At 47.1% G+C, this 18,158-nt stretch carries 16 protein-coding genes; 11 read left to right on the forward strand and 5 right to left on the reverse strand.

Annotated elements, in window-relative coordinates; translation table 11 throughout:
• Positions 1–72 precede the first annotated feature (72 nt).
• Positions 73–879, reverse strand: a complete 807-nt coding sequence (locus DXD68_RS11810; protein ID WP_122361680.1) for an AraC family transcriptional regulator — start codon at positions 877–879, stop codon at positions 73–75.
• A 38-nt stretch (positions 880–917) separates the two neighbouring features.
• Entirely contained in the window at positions 918–1,193 is a 276-nt protein-coding gene (locus DXD68_RS11815; RefSeq protein ID WP_122361681.1) for a zinc ribbon domain-containing protein, read from the reverse strand.
• Positions 1,194–1,292: 99 nt separating this feature from the next.
• Between DXD68_RS11815 and DXD68_RS11820 the strand changes: the two genes are divergently transcribed.
• Positions 1,293–2,228, forward strand: a complete 936-nt coding sequence (locus DXD68_RS11820; protein WP_122351646.1) for a TIM barrel protein — start codon at positions 1,293–1,295, stop codon at positions 2,226–2,228.
• A 402-nt stretch (positions 2,229–2,630) separates the two neighbouring features.
• Here the strand turns inward: DXD68_RS11820 and DXD68_RS11825 are convergent, their stop codons facing one another.
• Positions 2,631–3,752, reverse strand: a complete 1,122-nt coding sequence (locus DXD68_RS11825; RefSeq protein ID WP_122361682.1) for a Card1-like endonuclease domain-containing protein — start codon at positions 3,750–3,752, stop codon at positions 2,631–2,633.
• 96 nt (positions 3,753–3,848) lie between these two features.
• Here DXD68_RS11825 and DXD68_RS11830 point away from each other — a divergent pair, with 96 nt between their 5' ends.
• Complete coding sequence (locus DXD68_RS11830; RefSeq protein ID WP_122361683.1) at positions 3,849–5,117, forward strand: hemolysin family protein; 1,269 nt, start codon at positions 3,849–3,851, stop codon at positions 5,115–5,117.
• Between the two features lie 105 nt (positions 5,118–5,222).
• Here DXD68_RS11830 and DXD68_RS11835 read toward each other — a convergent pair whose 3' ends face one another.
• Both DXD68_RS11835 and DXD68_RS11840 read right to left on the reverse strand, forming a co-directional pair.
• A complete protein-coding gene (locus tag DXD68_RS11835) occupies positions 5,223–5,909 on the reverse strand; it encodes a potassium channel family protein (protein ID WP_122361684.1) in 687 nt (228 codons plus the stop codon).
• Positions 5,910–5,922: 13 nt separating this feature from the next.
• Positions 5,923–7,746 carry a TrkH family potassium uptake protein gene (locus tag DXD68_RS11840; protein ID WP_122361685.1) on the reverse strand — a complete coding sequence of 608 codons (1,824 nt, stop codon included), beginning with the start codon at positions 7,744–7,746 and terminating at the stop codon, positions 5,923–5,925.
• Positions 7,747–8,014: 268 nt separating this feature from the next.
• Between DXD68_RS11840 and DXD68_RS11845 the strand changes: the two genes are divergently transcribed.
• The 9 genes from DXD68_RS11845 to DXD68_RS24755 form a co-directional block, all read left to right on the forward strand.
• Positions 8,015–8,755: an NUDIX hydrolase gene (locus tag DXD68_RS11845; RefSeq protein WP_122361686.1), complete on the forward strand. Its 741-nt coding sequence runs from the start codon at positions 8,015–8,017 to the stop codon at positions 8,753–8,755.
• Between the two features lie 12 nt (positions 8,756–8,767).
• Positions 8,768–10,258, forward strand: coding sequence for a xylulokinase (locus DXD68_RS11850; protein ID WP_122361687.1), 1,491 nt, complete (start codon positions 8,768–8,770; stop codon positions 10,256–10,258).
• 42 nt (positions 10,259–10,300) lie between these two features.
• Positions 10,301–11,629 (forward strand): xylose isomerase, encoded by a 1,329-nt coding sequence (xylA, locus tag DXD68_RS11855; RefSeq protein ID WP_122361688.1) that lies wholly within the window; start codon positions 10,301–10,303, stop codon positions 11,627–11,629.
• A 139-nt stretch (positions 11,630–11,768) separates the two neighbouring features.
• The gene (xylE, locus tag DXD68_RS11860) at positions 11,769–13,316 is read left to right on the forward strand and encodes a D-xylose transporter XylE (protein WP_122361689.1); all 1,548 of its coding nucleotides are present in this window, start codon (positions 11,769–11,771) and stop codon (positions 13,314–13,316) included.
• Positions 13,317–13,425: 109 nt separating this feature from the next.
• Positions 13,426–15,249, forward strand: coding sequence for an AraC family transcriptional regulator (locus DXD68_RS11865; RefSeq protein ID WP_122361710.1), 1,824 nt, complete (start codon positions 13,426–13,428; stop codon positions 15,247–15,249).
• Between the two features lie 204 nt (positions 15,250–15,453).
• Positions 15,454–15,651, forward strand: a complete 198-nt coding sequence (locus DXD68_RS11870; RefSeq protein ID WP_122361690.1) for a hypothetical protein — start codon at positions 15,454–15,456, stop codon at positions 15,649–15,651.
• Positions 15,652–15,695: 44 nt separating this feature from the next.
• Positions 15,696–16,484 (forward strand): DUF4469 domain-containing protein, encoded by a 789-nt coding sequence (locus DXD68_RS11875; protein WP_122361691.1) that lies wholly within the window; start codon positions 15,696–15,698, stop codon positions 16,482–16,484.
• 205 nt (positions 16,485–16,689) lie between these two features.
• Positions 16,690–17,007: a hypothetical protein gene (locus DXD68_RS24840; protein ID WP_233577119.1), complete on the forward strand. Its 318-nt coding sequence runs from the start codon at positions 16,690–16,692 to the stop codon at positions 17,005–17,007.
• 65 nt (positions 17,008–17,072) lie between these two features.
• Positions 17,073–18,158 (forward strand): InlB B-repeat-containing protein (locus tag DXD68_RS24755; RefSeq protein WP_410510719.1); only part of this gene is annotated, 1,086 nt, incomplete at its 3' end.

Here is an 18,158-nt window from a genome sequence, read left to right on the forward strand (position 1 = left end):
TATTTTTTTGTTTCGGAGGCAAACATAAGGGAAACTTCGCGGTTGCTGTTGTAAAAAATCGACTTTCTTCTATTATATATAGGTAAGCGGATCGTCTTCCGGTATCGGTAAAGACATGAATGCGGATGGATTGCTTCCAGATAATCTTCTGAACTCTTTGATAAAATGAGATTGGTCGTAGTAGCCACAGTCGATGGCTAACTGCTGCATGTCTGTATCTTTTATGCCCCTTAAAACTCGGGTTGCGTTCCTGAATTTGATGATCCTGCTGAATTCTTTCGGTGTATAACCAGTGACGTGTTTGAACTTGCGCTCGAAATGACGTTGGCCGAGATATAATTTATCGGTCAGTTGACGGATGGGGAGCATCCCGTTCGACCGGATGATCAGATCGGTTGCCTGCAACATCTGCCGGTCTATGGGAATGATAGCGGACAGGCGGGAAAGGAGGAACCTTTCTATGATTTGTATGCGTTCCTGCAAAGATTCTCTTTCGCATAACATTTCTGCAAAACTATTGTCGAAAAGCATATCCAATTCGGAAGCATCGATTCGCATGTCGGTAAATTCTCCCAAAGGAACCTTTGTGAATGCCGCCAGTCCGCAAGGAGAGAAGCGTACACCCATCATATGAAGGTTGGTCGAACGTGTGACCAGTTCGGAATAAACCCGCATGGGACCGACGAAATAAAAACGGTAAGGCTGCATCAGCATTTCACCGTTCAGAGGTTGCGACGGTTCCTGGATGGAAAAGATGAAATCCGCGCATCCGTCAGGCAATATCTTATAACGCATGTCGTATTCAGTCTCGCCTTTCACCTCCCAATATTTGTCGATATAGGGAGCCAGTGACGGGCATGGAGGATATTCCTGGTACATAATGGCGTATTACACAGTTTGATTGGATTCGTAGAGGTTCACTCTTTTTTCCAGCGTTTCAGTTGAGGAAAATAATACTGCATGCCGGCAAGCGCTTCTTCTTTTGTGTAGCTTTCGCCGTTGTCGTGTTTGAAAGAATCTGAATACTGAAGACAGATTTGGATCATTTCATCCATCGTTACATCCTGTACAAATTTCCCGTCTTTAAAACAGAACGCGCAATACTCTTTGTTTTTACTCCCGTCCTGGTTTGTTCCATAATCCGTATCGGATATCAGCGGCATACCGCAACTTTGACAATAAATAGGTTCCATACTCTTAAATTTATTTATAAGCCTCTTATTTTAGAACAAATATAGAATTATTTTTCAGATTAAAAACAATACCTTTGAAGACTTAAATTTTAATAGACCATGGTAAATAGACGAAATTTTCTAAAAAGTGCCTCTGTCCTGACTTTAGGGGGGCTGGTAGCCGGAAAGGCTGAATCATTACATGCAGCCACTCCCGTCGTATCGGAAACGACTGCTGCCAAAAGTATCGGTTTACAGATTTATTCTTTGGGAGGTGAACTGATGAAGGACGTTCCCGGTGGAATGAAGAACCTTAAAAAGATGGGTTATTCCACTCTTGAACTGGCGGGTTACAATAACGGCAAGATCAATGGTGTCGATATGATGGAATTCAAGAAGATGGCAGAAGATGCCGGATTGAAGATCACCAGTTCTCACGTGAATCCTCCGACAGGCGAGTACACGCCGGATACCCGCAATATGATTATGGAATATTGGAAAAAGACGGCAGACGATCATGCCAAGTTAGGTGTGAAATATCTGGTTCAGCCCGGACAACCCCGTACCCGCAGTGTGGAAGAGGTAGGCTATGTTTGCGATGTTTTCAACGAAGCCGGAAAAATTGTAAAAGCGGCAGGTATTCCTTTTGGCTACCATAACCATGACTTTGAGTTTGCCAAAGTACTTCCCGGAGGTAAAGAAGCTATATTCGGCCGCCATAACAAAGGCGAAAAAATCTATGATCTTTTCCTGAAAGATACGGATCCTGATCTGGTATTCTTTGAAATGGATGTATATTGGACGGTGATCGGGCAGAATGATCCGGTGGAATACATGAAGAAATATCCGAATCGTATTAAACTGTTGCATATCAAAGATCGTGCAATCCTTGGACAATCTGGCTTTATGAACTTTGAGATGATCTTCAAACAGGCCTATCAGATCGGTGTAAAGGAATATTATGTCGAACTGGAAGGTATGCCGGATGGCCGTACCCAGTTTGACGGGATAAAAGGTTGTGCCGATTATCTTTTGAAAGCCAAGTTTGTAAAATAAGTAAAGTATAATATATAAAGGTACGTGTGAAAGCCGGTCTAGGAATAGACCGGCTTTTTTAGTGTGGTGTGGAAAAAATCCACACTTCCACATCGATTCCACACCACAGTTGTGAGATGTGCGGAAATACAAGATGTGATATAAAATGTTTTTATCTGTTGATAGTTAGTATATTAGATAGGTATATCCCGACTTTATATTCTTTTGGCACGTCATTTGCATAAATAAAGGTGTTGGGGAATAAGTGAGTTCCCCTCTATGAATATGATGATGAAGTTTAGAATTTAGAATAAGTGTAAGTATCTATCTCCCGATATTGTTTTCTAATATGTATTAGATTAGCAAAAACTTATCGATTGATAAAGGCCGTTCCGCCTGAGAAGGTAGAACGGCTTCATTTTTTTATAACTGCAGGGAGTTGGACAGCTTTTCCAACCAGTCGGGAAGGGTATCCAGATGATGGATACGATCGTCGATATAGGCAGGGGCAAATAAATTGATCTGCAGATCCTTGCATTTTTCCTGTAAACTGTCTTCCACCGGGTAATAACTGGCTAATACAGCCAGCGAGATATCTCCGCCATAGGTTTCACGTACCGCATCTACCTTATATATATCATTCTGCGTTACATTTCCTGATTTACATTCGATGAATATCAGTTTCTGTTGGTTGTTCAACAAGACATCCACTTCGTTTTTTGTCCTGGAACTGTTGTTTTCTGTCCTGAATAGAACGCTCTGCCATACCTCGGGACGGTTGGGATGTCTCTGGCTCCATGTCCTGACTTTATGGGCAACGAGTGTTTCCCACCAGCGTCCTTTGAAAAATAACATACCTGCGTTGGGAGTCGTTAACCTGAGCAATACACGGTTTTGCTGTGCAATGAGGAAAGTATCCTGTCTTTGCTTGAAGCGCAATCCGCTCTTGAAAACCCGTGATGACGGTAAGCGAGATAGTTCCTTATTGCAGAATATATTGAAGAACTTCTGGATCATGGTATGTTCTTTCGGGTATTGTTCGATAAACTGCTTGATGGAGACGGAAGCCTGTATGTCGGCATCGCTCAATTGTTTGGCGTCCTGGTATTCTGTCAGGATATTTCCGCTCAGGCCCAATATCTCTTTATTATCCAACTGGCTTTGCATCGGATGCTTTTCAAAGTTTTCCAACCGGATCAGGTCGCCCAGTTGAGTCAGGTAGAAGGCCGGGGCGTTATATTCTTTGGCTATTGTAAATGCGGCGAATGCCATCAGCTTGGTTCCTTCCGAAAGATTATAGGCAAACTCGTCGGTAGGGTAGGCCTGGTGTATCTTGCGGCATACGTTGCGAACGTTTTCTCCGTCGTACGGTTCGGTCCGGTATAAGGTCCGGCGGATGCTGGCGGGGAGTAGCGGAAATAAAGGGGTAGCTACATCTTTTGTCTCGTTCGTGCAAAGAAGATGCACATGGTCGGGTGCAAACTCTTTGATCCCGTGATAAACAGAGGTGATATCTTTGCCAAGTAATATGATCTGATGTTTCATGTTTTATATCATATATTAATTAAGGTTCTAAATGTAGTATTAATTTCGATATAATTCATATCTTCGCTCCCTAATCAATCGCTGTATATATAGCAAATGGAAATTTTTATTATTGTCGGCCTTATTTTGTTGAATGGTATTTTGTCGATGTCTGAGATCGCTTTAGTGTCTGCCCGTAAGGCCCGGTTGGAACTAGAGGCAAAAAGAGGTAATAAATCTGCGCAAACAGCCCTGAAGTTGGCTGGTGAACCCGATCGTTTCTTATCTACTATCCAGATCGGTATTACGCTAATCGGAATCCTGACCGGTTTGTATTCAGGAGAGGCTTTCGCCTATAACCTGGCAGAAGTGGTTCGTCATGTTCCCGTACTCGAACCTTATGCTCTTGGATTATCAAAGACTGTAATCGTTATAATCGTTACTTATCTTACTTTGATCATGGGTGAGCTTGTGCCGAAACGTATCGGCATGGGATATGCCGAACGGGTTTCGATGCTGGTTGCCAGACCCATGTTTCTGCTATCAAAGTTGGCTTTACCCTTTGTATGGCTATTGTCGAAAAGTACTTCCTTTGTTATTAAAATTACCGGAATTAAAGCAAATGAAGAAAATAAAGTAACAGAAGAAGAGATCAAGGCGATCGTCAAAGAGGGCTTTGACGGAGGTGAAGTGCAGGAAGTTGAACAAGACATTGTGGAACGTGTGTTCAACCTGGGAGACCGGAATGTCGGTTCGATCATGACACACCGGAGTGACTTGGTTTGGCTGGATGTAACGGACAGTATCGAAAAGATTCGTGAGAAAGTACAGGAAAACCTATTTAATATATATCCGGTAGCTTCCGAAAAGTTCGATAATATCAAAGGTGTCGTTTACCTGAAAGATCTGTTTGGACGGATCGATGAACCTGATTTCTCTTTGGAGCAGGTAATACGTCCGGCTCAGTATCTGCCGGAGAATCAGAGTGTTTATAATGCGTTGGAGCAGTTCAAGCAGGCTCGTGTCAAATATGGTATCGTGACGGATGAGTTCGGAGGTATCCAGGGTATCGTTACTTTGAAAGATATCATGGAAGGTTTGATCGGCCAGGTTCCGGAAATCGGTGAGGAGGCAGAGATTACTCAGCGCGCCGATGGTTCCTGGTTGGTGGACGGACAGTATAACTTCTACGATTTTCTGGAATATTTCGACCTGGAAGACCTGTATGCCGAACATGATTATAATACGTTGAGCGGTTTGATCCTGGAAATTTTGGAACGTGTTCCGAAAACCGGTGAAACATTAACCTGGCTGAATTTCGAATTCGAGATTGTAGACATGGATGGGGCACGTATTGATAAAGTGCTCGTTAAGAAGATCGACTAGTGTCTATCGTTATAAAGTAGGCATCACCTTTCCCTATGGTGATGCCTGCTTATTTCGGGAAAAGCGTAAGTCTTTAAGGAAAAAGACTAGCGCTTTTTTTCTTCCTTATAGTTCTTTTATTTTATGAAGCACCTCCATCTTCCCGAAGAGTATTAGCCTGTCTTCCGCTTCCAGGACCAGATCGTCGCTCAGCGGATCTATTACATAATATTGAGTTTGCTTCAGTCCGATCAGGTTGCGTATTTCTTTTGCCCGTTCAACCCCCACCAGGCGAATACCGAAATTCGTTTGAAAATCGATTGTCTTTAAAGATTGCCCGATCAGAGCGCCGGGTGTTTTTATTTTATACAGATGATGCGTTTCCGTTACCTGATACCAACGCTGGAACAGATCGCCCAGTAAGCTTTGTGAGGCATATGTAGCCGCATAATCCTGTTCCGGACGAATGATCTCCGACACTCCGATGGAACGGATCACCGTTTCATGGATAGGAGAGATCGAGCGGACGATCAGCCTGCCGGCATCCAGGCTCTTTAATAAGGCGACTGTCTGTACCGAAGTTCCGAAATTCTTGCCGTAAGTCACAAAAATGGCATCCATCTCGCTTAGAGGGAGCGTGTTCAGCGCATCCCTGTCGGTCGTATCGAGGCTGACTGAACCGGAGATAGTCTGTTTGACAGCTTCCACTTTATGCAGATTCAAATCGACACCTATCACTTCATCGCCGATGCGGGTCAAATTTTCCGCGATGGCACGTCCCAGATTTCCTAATCCTATAACCAGAAATTTCATAAGGCATTTCTTATTACATTAATATATTTTCCTGAGGGTATGTGTAATCCCTCTTTTTGTATTCTCTTATAAAGCTGACCATAAAAGTCAGTACCCCGATACGCCCGATCAGCATCGCACAGATAATGATCAGCTTTCCCGACATGGAAAGCAAAGGAGTAAAATTCAGGCTCGATCCTACCGTACTCAGCGCAGAGACAACTTCGAAGGTAAGCGTAAAGACCGGTGTCCCTTCTTCCGTGTAGGACAACATCCAGACTGCAACCGAAGCAAAGATAAAATAAAGGACAATCGTCGCGAAAGCCCGGCGGATCGTAGAAGGAGATATTTCCCTTTTACGTACTTCTACCTTTTCTTTTTCACGGGCCACATTCAATGCCGTTACGATTGCTACAAAAACAGTCGTTACTTTCAGTCCACCACCGGTAGACATCGGTGCGGCACCGATCACCATCAGGATAAGCGTCAGCATCAGTGTTACCGGACGAAGCGTTCCCATGTCGGCAACCGTAAACCCTGCTGTTCGCGGAGTGACTGCCCCCAGCAAAGAATCTGCCAGTTTTCCTTTCATCGGCAGTCCTGCCAGCGTGTTGTCCGTTTCAAAAATAAAGTAAAGGATCGTACCGCCGATGATCAGCACCAGCGTACTTATCACTACAATATAAGTATGTATGTTGATGATGCGGGGGGTATGGATATACCGCTTCTGCATCTTTGTAGCTACCATAAACGTATTTACAATAAAATGCCTTAACAATTTCAGGTAGTTGAATACAATCGGAAATCCCAGTCCGCCAAAGATAATCAGCAGAGAAATCCACACATGCAGATTATAATTGTGGGCAACCAACGGATCACACATATTGCCGCTCAGCGTAGATATACCGGCATTACAGAAAGCAGACACCGCGTGAAAGATGGCAAAGAATATGTCATCCTGTAACGTGGCACCCGGTAATGTCCCTCTTATATCCATATAAATGAAATACGCCCCGATCCCTTCAATAAAGAACGTGACGAACAGGATATTCAGTATCACCCGGAACAATCCTCCGATCCGCTCCTCGTTCAGCATATCTTTCAGCATCAGTTTGCTGGTAAAAGAAGAATGTCCCATAAAGGAAAGCGCAAAGAAACTCGTGAAAGTCATCACGCCGATCCCTCCGATCTGTATCAGGATCATAATGATCACATGCCCGATATGGGTGAAAGTGGTTGCCACATCCACTGTGGTAAGTCCCGTTACACAAACTGAAGTCGTAGCCGTAAACAAGGCATCCACGAAATGAATCGGTCGGGTAGTGGCGTTCGGTAACATTAATAATCCCGCTCCGATCAGGATCACGAAAATGAAACTGAGCAGGAACAGCAGAGACGGTTTGATGCGGGTCTGCATCAGCGTAAATGTCTGCCGCGACAGATGGATGACACTGAGCAGCAACATCAGCATATATACGAACAGTGGTTTCGAGAGAAAAGCGAGATAAGGCAACGACTGTTCGATAATATCTTTGAAAAAGACCTTCGCTGAAAGAACGGCAAACAAAAGAAAATAGATGCCGATATCCAGATACAGTAACTTTTCCTGTATGATCTCGTTAAACCGGACTATATACCTTAATGTGATCCCAATAAAGAATCCCAGTAAAATATAGATGCGGCTCAGATATAAATGATGTATGGTTTCGCTGGTCTGCTGAAAACCGAACTGATACACCAGAACAAACAGGGAAGCGATGGAAGCCAGTAGTATGATGCCTTCTGCCCCTATATTCAGCAGTCCTTTTGCGTTGGCCCAGTACATCCGGCACGTAAACTGTATATGTTTTATGTCCATGATCAAGTAAAATCTGTAACAAATGTATTAATAAAAGTATTCTGGACTGGGAATAGTTCAGAAAGTTTTGATAAAGCATGTTAAAGAGAAAAATATCAGAGCTTTACTGCAATATTGTTTTGTTTACATTATGGGGGATAAATGTTATTGTATGAGGTAAGATAGTAAAATCACAGATAAATAAGCTGTTATAAATATTGAAAAAAATGTTTTGTCTGTTTTGTATATTGGATTAATGATTATATTTGCAACTGTTTAACGTAATATCATGGAAACACATATGGAAAACAAGAAAATGCTTTATTCGCACGTATCTGTTGATTGCGTGCTACTGGGAGTAAATGAAGACAAGCTTTGCGTATTGCTGGTAGAACGGAAGGTGGATAAGAGCGATGAGAAACATTACAAATTACCCGGAAGTCTTATTTATGAAAATGAAGATTTGGATACGGCTGCATACCGGGTATTTAATGAGGCCACCGGTTTAAAACGCGTTCCTCTGAAACAGTTCCGTAGTTTCGGGTCTCCTTCACGTACAAAAAATGCCGACGATATGCAATGGCTGGAAAATGCGATGAAGCTGAAGATCGAACGGATCGTCACGGTAGCTTATTTGGCACTGAGCAAGATTGGGCGGAAGTCGAATCCAACCAATAAATATACCTCATTGGCCTGGTTCCCGGTCGATTCACTACCGCCTCTGCCTTTCGACCATCGGGAGATCATCGGAGCTGCTGTGGAAGAAATACGGGAATGGGTGGAAAAAGAACCGTCTATCATCTTCGACTACCTGCCGATGAAGTTCACGGCTTTCCAGTTAAGACGTACTTATGAGATCATATATAATAAGGAAATGGACGTCCGTAACTTCCATAAGAAAATGAGTTCACTGGAATACATAGTGCCTACCGACGAGATTGAAACCGGAGTTGCCCATCGTGCCGCCCGCTATTATCGTTTCGATAAAGTGAAATATAATAAGTTACATTCAAAATTTAATAAGAATTAATCACGTAAGAATATGTATTTATTAGGTTGTGACATAGGTAGTTCTTCTGTAAAAGCATCTATTGTGGATGCCCATTCAGGGCTGACGGTCGGTGCCGATTTCTATCCGAAAGAAGAAGCTCCTATTAAAGCTGTAAAACCCGGTTGGGCAGAACAGGAACCGGATGACTGGTGGAAATATCTGAAAGAAGCCATAAAAGGAGCCATTGCTCAAGCCGGTATTCAGGGAACGGATATCCGGGCAATCGGTATCTCTTACCAAATGCACGGACTTGTGCTGGTAGATAAGAAGATGGAGGTGTTGCGTCCCTCTATTATCTGGTGCGACAGCCGTGCCGTTCCTTATGGCGATCGTGCTTTTAAAAATATAGGGGAGAAGAAATGTTTGTCTCATCTGTTGAACTCTCCGGGAAACTTTACCGCGGCGAAACTTGCCTGGGTAAAAGAATTTGAACCCGAGCTGTTCCGTTCCGTCCATAAGTTTATGTTGCCGGGTGACTTTATAGCCATGCGGATGACGGGAGATATCGTTACTACGGTTTCCGGTTTATCGGAAGGTATCTTTTGGGATTTCAAGAATGAGACGGTTTCCGAAGATCTGATGAACTTCTTCGGATTCAGCAACGATCTGATACCGGAGATCCGTCCGACTTTCGGCTTGCAGGGCGAGCTGCTGGGCTCCGTTGCAACGGAGCTGGGATTGAAAAAAGGAACTCCTGTTACCTATCGTGCAGGCGACCAGCCTAATAATGCTCTATCACTTAACGTACTGAATCCGGGGGAGATCGCTGCCACAGGAGGTACTTCCGGTGTTGTGTATGGTGTAAACGGGAAAGTAAACTTCGACACGTTGTCAAGAGTAAATACATTTGCCCATGTGAACCATTCATCCGAACAGACCCGTTTGGGTGTACTGCTTTGTATCAACGGGGTCGGTATCCTGAACTCATGGGTGAAGAAGAACGTGGCTCCGGAAGGTATCAATTATCCGCAGCTGAATGATCTGGCTGCCACTGTGCCGGTTGGTTCGGAGGGGTTGTCTATCCTGCCGTTTGGAAACGGTGCAGAGCGCATGCTGCAGAATAAACAGATAGACTGCTCTATACACGGACTGAATTTTAATATTCATAATAAGGCGCATATTGCCCGTGCCGCCCAGGAGGGAATCGTGTTCTCCTTCAAGTACGGTATGGATATTATGAACGAAATGGGTATCGACATCGGTGTGATCCGTGCCGGTAATGCCAATATGTTCCTGAGTCCGATTTTCCGTGATACCCTGTCAGGTGTGACGGGAGCGGTGATCGAGCTGTTCGATACGAACGGAGCCGTCGGAGCCGCTAAGGGAGCCGGTATCGGTGCCGGTATCTATCAGTCGGCAGAAGAAGCATTCGCCTCTTTGAAGAAGATCGATGTGATCGAACCTGACGGATTGAAAGCAGATAAATACTGCGCAGCATACAGTATCTGGAAAGAACGTCTGGATACGTTGATGGGCATGTAATAATATACCAATGTAATATAAATCATTAAAACATTTAATTTCATGGACTTTTATAAAGGTGAAAAAGAATTCTTTCCCGGAATAGGAAAGATTCAGTTTGAAGGAAGTGATTCTAAGAATCCGATGGCATTTCATTATTATGATGAAAACAAGGTTGTGATGGGTAAAACGTTGAAAGACCATCTGCGTTTTGCTATGGCTTACTGGCATACACTGTGTGCCGAAGGCGGTGATCAGTTTGGCGGCGGAACAAAAACATTCCCCTGGAATACAGATGCCGACCGTATCAGCCGTGCAAAATATAAAATGGATGCTGCTTTCGAATTCATGACCAAATGTAGCATTCCTTACTATTGTTTCCACGATGTGGATGTTGTAGACGAGGCTCCTACAATGGTTGAGTTTGAAAAAGACCTGCAGACAATGGTAGAACATGCCAAAGGTTTACAGCAGGCAACAGGCAAGAAGCTGTTATGGTCTACTGCCAACGTATTCGGTAACAAACGTTATATGAACGGTGCAGCTACCAATCCGTATTTCCCGGCTGTCGCTTGTGCCGGTACGCAAATCAAGAACGCTATCGACGCTTGTATCGCTTTGGGCGGTGAGAATTATGTATTCTGGGGTGGCCGTGAAGGATATATGAGCCTGCTGAACACCGATATGAAACGTGAAAAAGATCACCTGGCCATGATGTTGACCATGGCACGTGACTATGGCAGAAAGAATGGTTTCAAAGGAACTTTCCTGATCGAACCGAAACCGATGGAACCGACTAAACACCAGTATGATGTGGATTCTGAAACGGTGATCGGCTTCCTGCGTCATTACGGCTTGGATAAAGACTTCGCCCTGAACATCGAAGTGAACCACGCTACTTTGGCAGGACATACATTTGAACACGAATTGCAGGCAGCTGTTGATGCTGGTATGTTGTGCAGTATCGATGCGAACCGCGGTGACTACCAGAACGGTTGGGATACTGACCAGTTCCCGATGGATATCTACGAACTGACTCAGGCATGGCTGGTGATCCTTCAAGGTGGCGGTCTGACTACAGGAGGAACAAACTTTGATGCGAAGACTCGTCGTAACTCGACTGACCTGGACGATATATTCCTGGCTCATATCGGTGGTATGGACGCTTTTGCCCGTGCTTTGATGACAGCTGCAGCTATCCTTGAAAACTCCGATTACAAGAAAATGCGTGCCGAACGTTATGCCAGCTTCGATAATGGCGAAGGTAAGGCTTTCGAAGACGGCAAGCTGACATTGGAAGACCTGCGTACGATCGCTCTTCGCGACGGCGAGCCGAAACAGATCAGCGGCAAGCAGGAGTTGTATGAAATGATTCTCAATTTATATATATAAAATTAGTTACAAAGAGTGACTTTTTCCCTTCCGGGAAGTGGGTAGGAGGTGTGTGATTTATGTGTTTCCAAATGAAAGCACACCTCCGGACCCATCTCCGGATCAGAGAGGTTACTTTTTGTTTCTTAGTCTGATAGATATGAAAAACAACAATAGTTACATTTTTGGCATCACCCTCGTTGCTACCCTTGGAGGGTTACTATTCGGATATGATACGGCTGTTATCTCCGGAACTGTAGAATCACTAAGAAAATTCTTTATCGAGCCCTACGGATTACCTCTCGACCAGGCTAACTCGCTGGAAGGATTTGTGGTCAGCAGTGCGCTGATCGGTTGTATCCTCGGAGCCTCTTTTGCCGGCTGGGTCAGCCAGCGGTACGGTCGTAAGCCGACATTGATTGTGGCGTCTATTCTTTTCCTGCTCTCGGCGATCGGTTCGGCATGGCCCGAATTCGGATTGGGATTGCCCGGAAGCGGAGATCATACTTATATGTATTTGTTTGTAGCTTACCGTATCCTGGGAGGAATAGGGGTCGGTCTGGCTTCGATGGTATCACCGATGTATATCGCTGAGGTTGCCCCGGCTGACCGTCGCGGTAACCTGGTTTCGTGGAACCAGTTTGCTATCATCTTCGGTATGCTGGTCGTTTATTTTGTGAATTACACGATCGCCTTGCAAGGGGACGCCTCATGGCTGCATACCGTGGGTTGGCGGTGGATGTTTGCTTCCGAAATCATTCCGGCGGTATTCTTTTTTACCTTGTTGATGTTCGTGCCCGAAACGCCCCGTTACCTGGTGATGCGTGGAAAGACGGAGAAAGCATTGACCATCCTCGACCGTCTGATGGGGAAAGACGAAGCGGCGAAAGAGCTGGTCGATATAAAGGAAAGTTTCAAAGAAAAGGCCCCCTCCATGCGTCCGTACTTCCGTTTTATGGGAGCGTGGCTGGTTTTGTTCCTGTTGGCTTACGGGGCATTGGAACTGGCCGGTAATACAAGTGCGTTGGAGATTGCTTTGATCGGCAGTTTCTTTGTATCGTTGGTGTTCCCGATCCGTTCGTATGGCGTACTTATCATTATGGTAGGTATCCTGTTGTCCGGCTTCCAGCAGTTTGTCGGTATTAACGTAGTATTATATTACGCACCGGAGATATTTAAGACGATGGGTGCCGCTACCGATGCCGCATTGTTGCAGCAGATCGTGGTAGGTGCCGTGAACCTGTCGTTTACCGTATTGGCAATCTTTACCGTCGATAAGTTCGGCCGCCGTCCGTTGATGATTATCGGTGCTTTGATTATGGCTGTTTCTATGATAATACTGGGGACTACCTTCTATACGCACTCGGTAGGCATCGGTTCGCTGGTCTGCATGCTGGTTTATACAGCAGGTTTCGCCATGTCATGGGGACCGGTTTGCTGGGTATTACTGGCTGAAATATTCCCGAACTCTATCCGTTCTACCGTAATGAGTATTGCCGTAGCCGGACAGTGGATAGCCAACTTCCTCGTATCTTGGACTTTCCCGATGCTCGACAAGAACCAGTACCTGACCGAAACATTCAACCATGGTATGGCCTACTGGATTTACGGTCTGATGGGTATCCTGGCTGCCGCTTTCATCTGGAAGTTCGTCCCTGAAACCAAAGGGAAGACGTTGGAGCAGATGGAGCAATACTGGAAACGGTAACAAGAAATAGCCTGTTTGATACGTATTTGTTGATTTTTCAGCCTTTCGAGTCATACTTAAGCCTGAAAAGCTTATATTTGCATCTCCGGTGAATATTAAAGGGAACGGAATGCAAACAAGCAAAACAATACATATACTAATTGGTATCGGCCTTTTACTCTCTGCCGCCCTCGGGGCAACAGAGAGTAGGGCCGATACCCTTTTTCTGCCTGATTTCGCATCCGACCTGCGTTACATACCCGAGATGCAGGCCCGTGCAGCCGACAGTATCTACCTTCCGGGAAACAACGAAACCCGGATCCCCGATCGCGACAGCCTCCTGGCCCTTTGCGCACAAGTCGGATACGAAGCGATAGAGGATCAGATGCAACGTTATTACGAAGAAGCCATCGACGCCGTCCCCGAAGATGCCGACCGCCGCGAAGCCGTCCGCCGGATGCGTGAAACAGTCGGACGGATCGGAGGGAGCATCCTCAAGCGTGAACTGGAATATGGCGAAGCCATCGCCCTGCCCGATAATACGCCGGAAAAGCGCGATAAGAAAATAGCCGTATTCTACGCCCTTGCCGATAAATGTGTCGCCCGCGGGGATGCCTCTATGGAAATGAGGGCGCTTATCTATATTTTTCGCCGGCTGTATTTACATGAACAATATTACGGGGCTTTTCTTTGTGCCGAACATATCACCAAACGCCTGGAAGAGGTCGGTAGTGATATCGATCCTGCGGAAGAGAAAAACATCCGCTACGACCTGGGCCGTCTTTATTTCGACTTTCGCGATTATGAGATCGCTGTCACTTACCTGAAAGCCGCTTTACAGGATACCCCTGTTCTCCGTTATTACAATCTCTATAACCTTCAGGCACGCAATGCACTGGGGCTTTATTACCGTACTATCGGCGAAACGGATACTTCCGACTACTATTTTCGCTCCATGCTCGAATGTAAAGACCGTGTCAAGCAGCGTCCCATGTTCGACTGCATCGCCTTGAGCAACCTGGCCTCCAACTACCGCCTGCGCGGCCGGTACCGCGAAGCACTCGTCTTGCATGCTGCGGCTTTGCCCGCCTCACAGGCAGAGGGTGATCATAGCTTCACCTCGGGTATCTACGTCGGGCTGGCGGACTGTTACCTGGAACTGGGCCGTCCGGATAGCTGCAAGGCCATGATCGACAGCGCCCTTTACCATATCGAACAATGGCCCTGGGTGATGTCGTACCGTTCGTGCGACCTCTATCCGGTGATGGCCCGCTATTATGCCCGCATCGGCGACCGGGAGCATTCGATTGCTTATATGGACTCGACTACGGTGGCAAACCGCCGGCAGGACGAAAAATACAGCGGCCTTCTGGTTCTCCGTGCCAAACAGGAACTGTTCGAGTCGGAGCGTGCCCGTAAGGAGGCGCAGCTCGTTACCTTCCGTCACGTCTCGGTCATCATGAGTGTGACGGCGGGGGTAATCTTTGTCGTCCTGCTCGTCATCTCCGTCCTTTACAGGAAAAAGCATCAGGCTTATCGCAGGCTGGCCGCCCGTAGCCGTGAATGGGCGGAGCAGGTCCCGGCTGTCGTGCCTCCGGCAGAGGCAGATGCTATCGACAGGACCCTGATGGAAAATCTCGGCCGCCTGACCGATGAAGAGCAGATTTACCTCGACCCGGACCTCGATCTCGAAACCCTGTCGCAACGCATGGGTGTTCACCGTAACATGATCTCGAAAGCTGTAAATACCGTCCACGGCAAACCATTCTCCGCATATATCAACGAATGCCGCGTTCGTCAGGCCATCCTGCTGCTTTCCGATCCGGCCAACGACAACCTTTCGCTCGAAACCATCGCCTTCGACTCCGGCTTCTCCAACCGCCAAACCTTCTACCGTGCCTTCAAGGCACAAACAGGGCTCAACCCGGCTACTTTCAGGAAGAATAGGGGGTAGGATGAAATATGGGAGTTATTGAATAACCCCGTCTTTAAAGATGTCGAAAGCCTTTTCCGGAGAAACATTCATTCGCTTACCAGTGGTTGACTCAACAAACACATCTGATTATTCGGCAAATTCCCCCACTATTTTGTAACATTTTGCAAAATGTTACAACATTCTCCCCCTTTTTCTTCACCTTGCGGCATAAAAATAAAGCACATGATAGGAATGCAACACATCGATGATAGGAATACCGCCGTACCCGATTGGTTCGTCGCTTATTATGATTCCGGGTATTTTTGGGTAGGTGTGGCGGTGCTGAGCCTGCTGATGGTCGTATTGATCGTGCTGGCGTGCCGGCTCTATTTCGAGATGAAAGAAGCGCAACGCATCCTCGACGAACACGAAAAGGAATAAACAAACATAATTATCGCTAGTAATAATATTAAACACTGATTACCATGGCAACAAAAAAGTATGTATGGAAATTCGATCTCGAAGAGTATCTGATGACAAAGGACGTGAAGGAAGACTTCGCGGCCAAGGTGAAACCTATCCAGACGTTCTACATGGCCGACGTGGCACGTCTCATCTCGGAAGAACGTACCGAATACCGTGTCGATACGATCGTGAACATCACCAAGCTGGTGGAGGAGAAAATCCGCCAGTTGGTTTGCGGAAACAACATTGTAGTGACCGACAACGTGCAGTATTCGCCCGCCGTCAGCGGCCTTTTCCTCGGGAAAAAAGGCCTGGTGGACCCGGCGAAGAATAAAGCCGTTATCAACATGATCGGCACCGCCGCCATGCGTGCCGAGGCCGATCTCGTAACCCTCGAATTTTCGGGCAACGTGCGCGACATGGGCGGCGCCGGCTTCGGGCTGGTGAAAGACGTGACCACCGGCAAGACCGACGGCACCGTCACCCCGGGCGGAATCCTCGACGTTTCAGGCGTGAAGATACGCAGCGTCAATGCCGACGGCAGCGGGCTGGGTACGCTTACCCTGGTCAACATGGCCGACCAGACGGTGGCTGCCACCATCACCCTGTTGGCTATCAACGATCCGAAACGTTTGATGTTTAACATTCCTGCCGATCTGGCGGAGGGCAGCTACCAGCTCACGCTCGAAACCTGGTTCAGCACCAACAGCTTGCAGCTCAAGCAGTCGCGTACCCTGGTCTATGCCATTCCGCTGGTGGTAGGCAACCCCGGTGGCGGCGGTGAAGACGATCGTCCGGTGATCGAATAAACCCTATCCCCGGGCATGGATCGGCTCGACGGCGTCGAGGGCTCCCTCTCACCCGCGTCGGGCGCTTCCTCTCGACGGCGTTGAGACGTCCCTTTCGATGCCGTCGAACCGCCCGTTTCGATGGCATCGAACAAGCCGCTTCGATTTCACCCGGCAGGCAAACGGCTCTTCCGGTATTCACAAACAAGCTAAAATGATATCACTTATGAAACATGTTACATCTTATATATTTCTGATTATGGCTCTCCTGCTGTTCGGAGTAAACGGGGCGGCGGCACAAGAGCAAGACTGTCCTTTTAAGGTTACCGTTGATGGGAATAATACTGCTATTTCCTACGAAAATAAAGTACTTTCCATTAGAAGTAGTGATAACGTAACCATTACAGGAAACGGAAATCCTACCGACTGGGGAATTGAAATAAAATCTTTAGGCCTCTCTCTCCGGGTGACAATAAAAGACCTGAATATCGAAAGAGAAGGGGTACCTCTGAAAATAGGGGGGGGGATCTCGTTACTATCATAATAGAAGGAACGAACCGGTTTGTTTCGACAGGCTCGTCGGGAACTGCCGGAATAGAGGTCGGAAACATGCTCAACTTACGAGGAAGCGGTTCCCTGACTGCCATAGGGGCAAAAGGAGCCGACGGTACTGGCGGAGGAGCAGGGATCGGTGGTGAAACATACCTGAGCATAGGGGGTGGCATCATCCATGCCGAAGGCGGGGCAGGTGCGCCCGGTATCGGTGTAAGCGATCCTGGAATGGGCATGACGATTCAGATCAACGGAGGCACGGTAACCGCCATCGGCGGTGGCGGCGAAAATCCGGCTCCCGGCATAGATGGTGGTATCTCCTTCGATTATTCTTCCATCGAATTAAACGCCTTTGTCATAGCCATCGACGGGACGGATGATGAGGGCGAAAACCCTGCGACTACCAAGATAAAGGAACATCAGAACGGCCTGTTTATCCGGGGCAAGCAACTGCCCGGCGGCACCATCGAGCAGACCTCTTCCGCTCTGGTAGGCAACGTCACATTGAAGAGCAACGCCGAAATCCCCGCTTGGGCAACGGTCACTATCGGCGACGGGCAAACCTTTACCATTGACCCGAATGTCACCCTTACGAATAGCGGCACCTTTACGAATAGCGGCACTATCTACGACAAAGGAACCCTTACAGGCAACCCCATCACGGGTAATTTGCCGTACCATAACATCACCTTTAATGCCAACTATTCGTCACTCCCTGCTGTTGAAAAATATATCCTTCAAGGCGATGCACTCCCGAACGATATCTTCACCCGTCCGGACTACACCTTCCAGGGTTGGTACGACGCTTCCGGTGGCGGAGCCAAAGTAGAAACCATCGACAAGCCGCAAACCCTCTATGCCCGGTGGAAGGCGGTGCCCGAGCCTGAGCCTGAACCCGAACCCGAGCCTGAGCCCGAACCGACCCCGGTCTACTACACAGTCACCTTGCCCTTTGTCGAGGGCGCCGCGACCGACCCCGTGGCAGGTGATTACGAGGCGGAGTCGTGGAGCACTTTCCGCTTCTACCTCACATTGGATGCGGATTACAGCGAGTCGCAACCCGTAGTCACCACCAGCCGCGGCGAGACCCTTCAGCCCCGCACTTCCGACGGCGCCTACCTGGTGAAATACGTGCGCACCGAC

Source organism: Parabacteroides sp. TM07-1AC, assembly GCF_003480915.1.
Lineage (GTDB): Bacteria > Bacteroidota > Bacteroidia > Bacteroidales > Tannerellaceae > Parabacteroides > Parabacteroides chongii.

Excerpts from the sequence above, each read along its gene's own strand:
- DXD68_RS11810 (WP_122361680.1), bottom strand. The coding sequence starts at position 879 with ATGTACCAGGAATATCCTCCATGCCCGTCACTGGCTCCCTATATCGAC.
- DXD68_RS11815 (WP_122361681.1), bottom strand. The coding sequence starts at position 1,193 with ATGGAACCTATTTATTGTCAAAGTTGCGGTATGCCGCTGATATCCGAT.
- DXD68_RS11820 (WP_122351646.1), top strand. The coding sequence starts at position 1,293 with ATGGTAAATAGACGAAATTTTCTAAAAAGTGCCTCTGTCCTGACTTTA.
- DXD68_RS11825 (WP_122361682.1), bottom strand. The coding sequence starts at position 3,752 with ATGAAACATCAGATCATATTACTTGGCAAAGATATCACCTCTGTTTAT.
- DXD68_RS11830 (WP_122361683.1), top strand. The coding sequence starts at position 3,849 with ATGGAAATTTTTATTATTGTCGGCCTTATTTTGTTGAATGGTATTTTG.
- DXD68_RS11835 (WP_122361684.1), bottom strand. The coding sequence starts at position 5,909 with ATGAAATTTCTGGTTATAGGATTAGGAAATCTGGGACGTGCCATCGCG.
- DXD68_RS11840 (WP_122361685.1), bottom strand. The coding sequence starts at position 7,746 with ATGGACATAAAACATATACAGTTTACGTGCCGGATGTACTGGGCCAAC.
- DXD68_RS11845 (WP_122361686.1), top strand. The coding sequence starts at position 8,015 with ATGGAAACACATATGGAAAACAAGAAAATGCTTTATTCGCACGTATCT.
- DXD68_RS11850 (WP_122361687.1), top strand. The coding sequence starts at position 8,768 with ATGTATTTATTAGGTTGTGACATAGGTAGTTCTTCTGTAAAAGCATCT.
- xylA (WP_122361688.1), top strand. The coding sequence starts at position 10,301 with ATGGACTTTTATAAAGGTGAAAAAGAATTCTTTCCCGGAATAGGAAAG.
- xylE (WP_122361689.1), top strand. The coding sequence starts at position 11,769 with ATGAAAAACAACAATAGTTACATTTTTGGCATCACCCTCGTTGCTACC.
- DXD68_RS11865 (WP_122361710.1), top strand. The coding sequence starts at position 13,426 with ATGCAAACAAGCAAAACAATACATATACTAATTGGTATCGGCCTTTTA.
- DXD68_RS11870 (WP_122361690.1), top strand. The coding sequence starts at position 15,454 with ATGATAGGAATGCAACACATCGATGATAGGAATACCGCCGTACCCGAT.
- DXD68_RS11875 (WP_122361691.1), top strand. The coding sequence starts at position 15,696 with ATGGCAACAAAAAAGTATGTATGGAAATTCGATCTCGAAGAGTATCTG.
- DXD68_RS24840 (WP_233577119.1), top strand. The coding sequence starts at position 16,690 with ATGAAACATGTTACATCTTATATATTTCTGATTATGGCTCTCCTGCTG.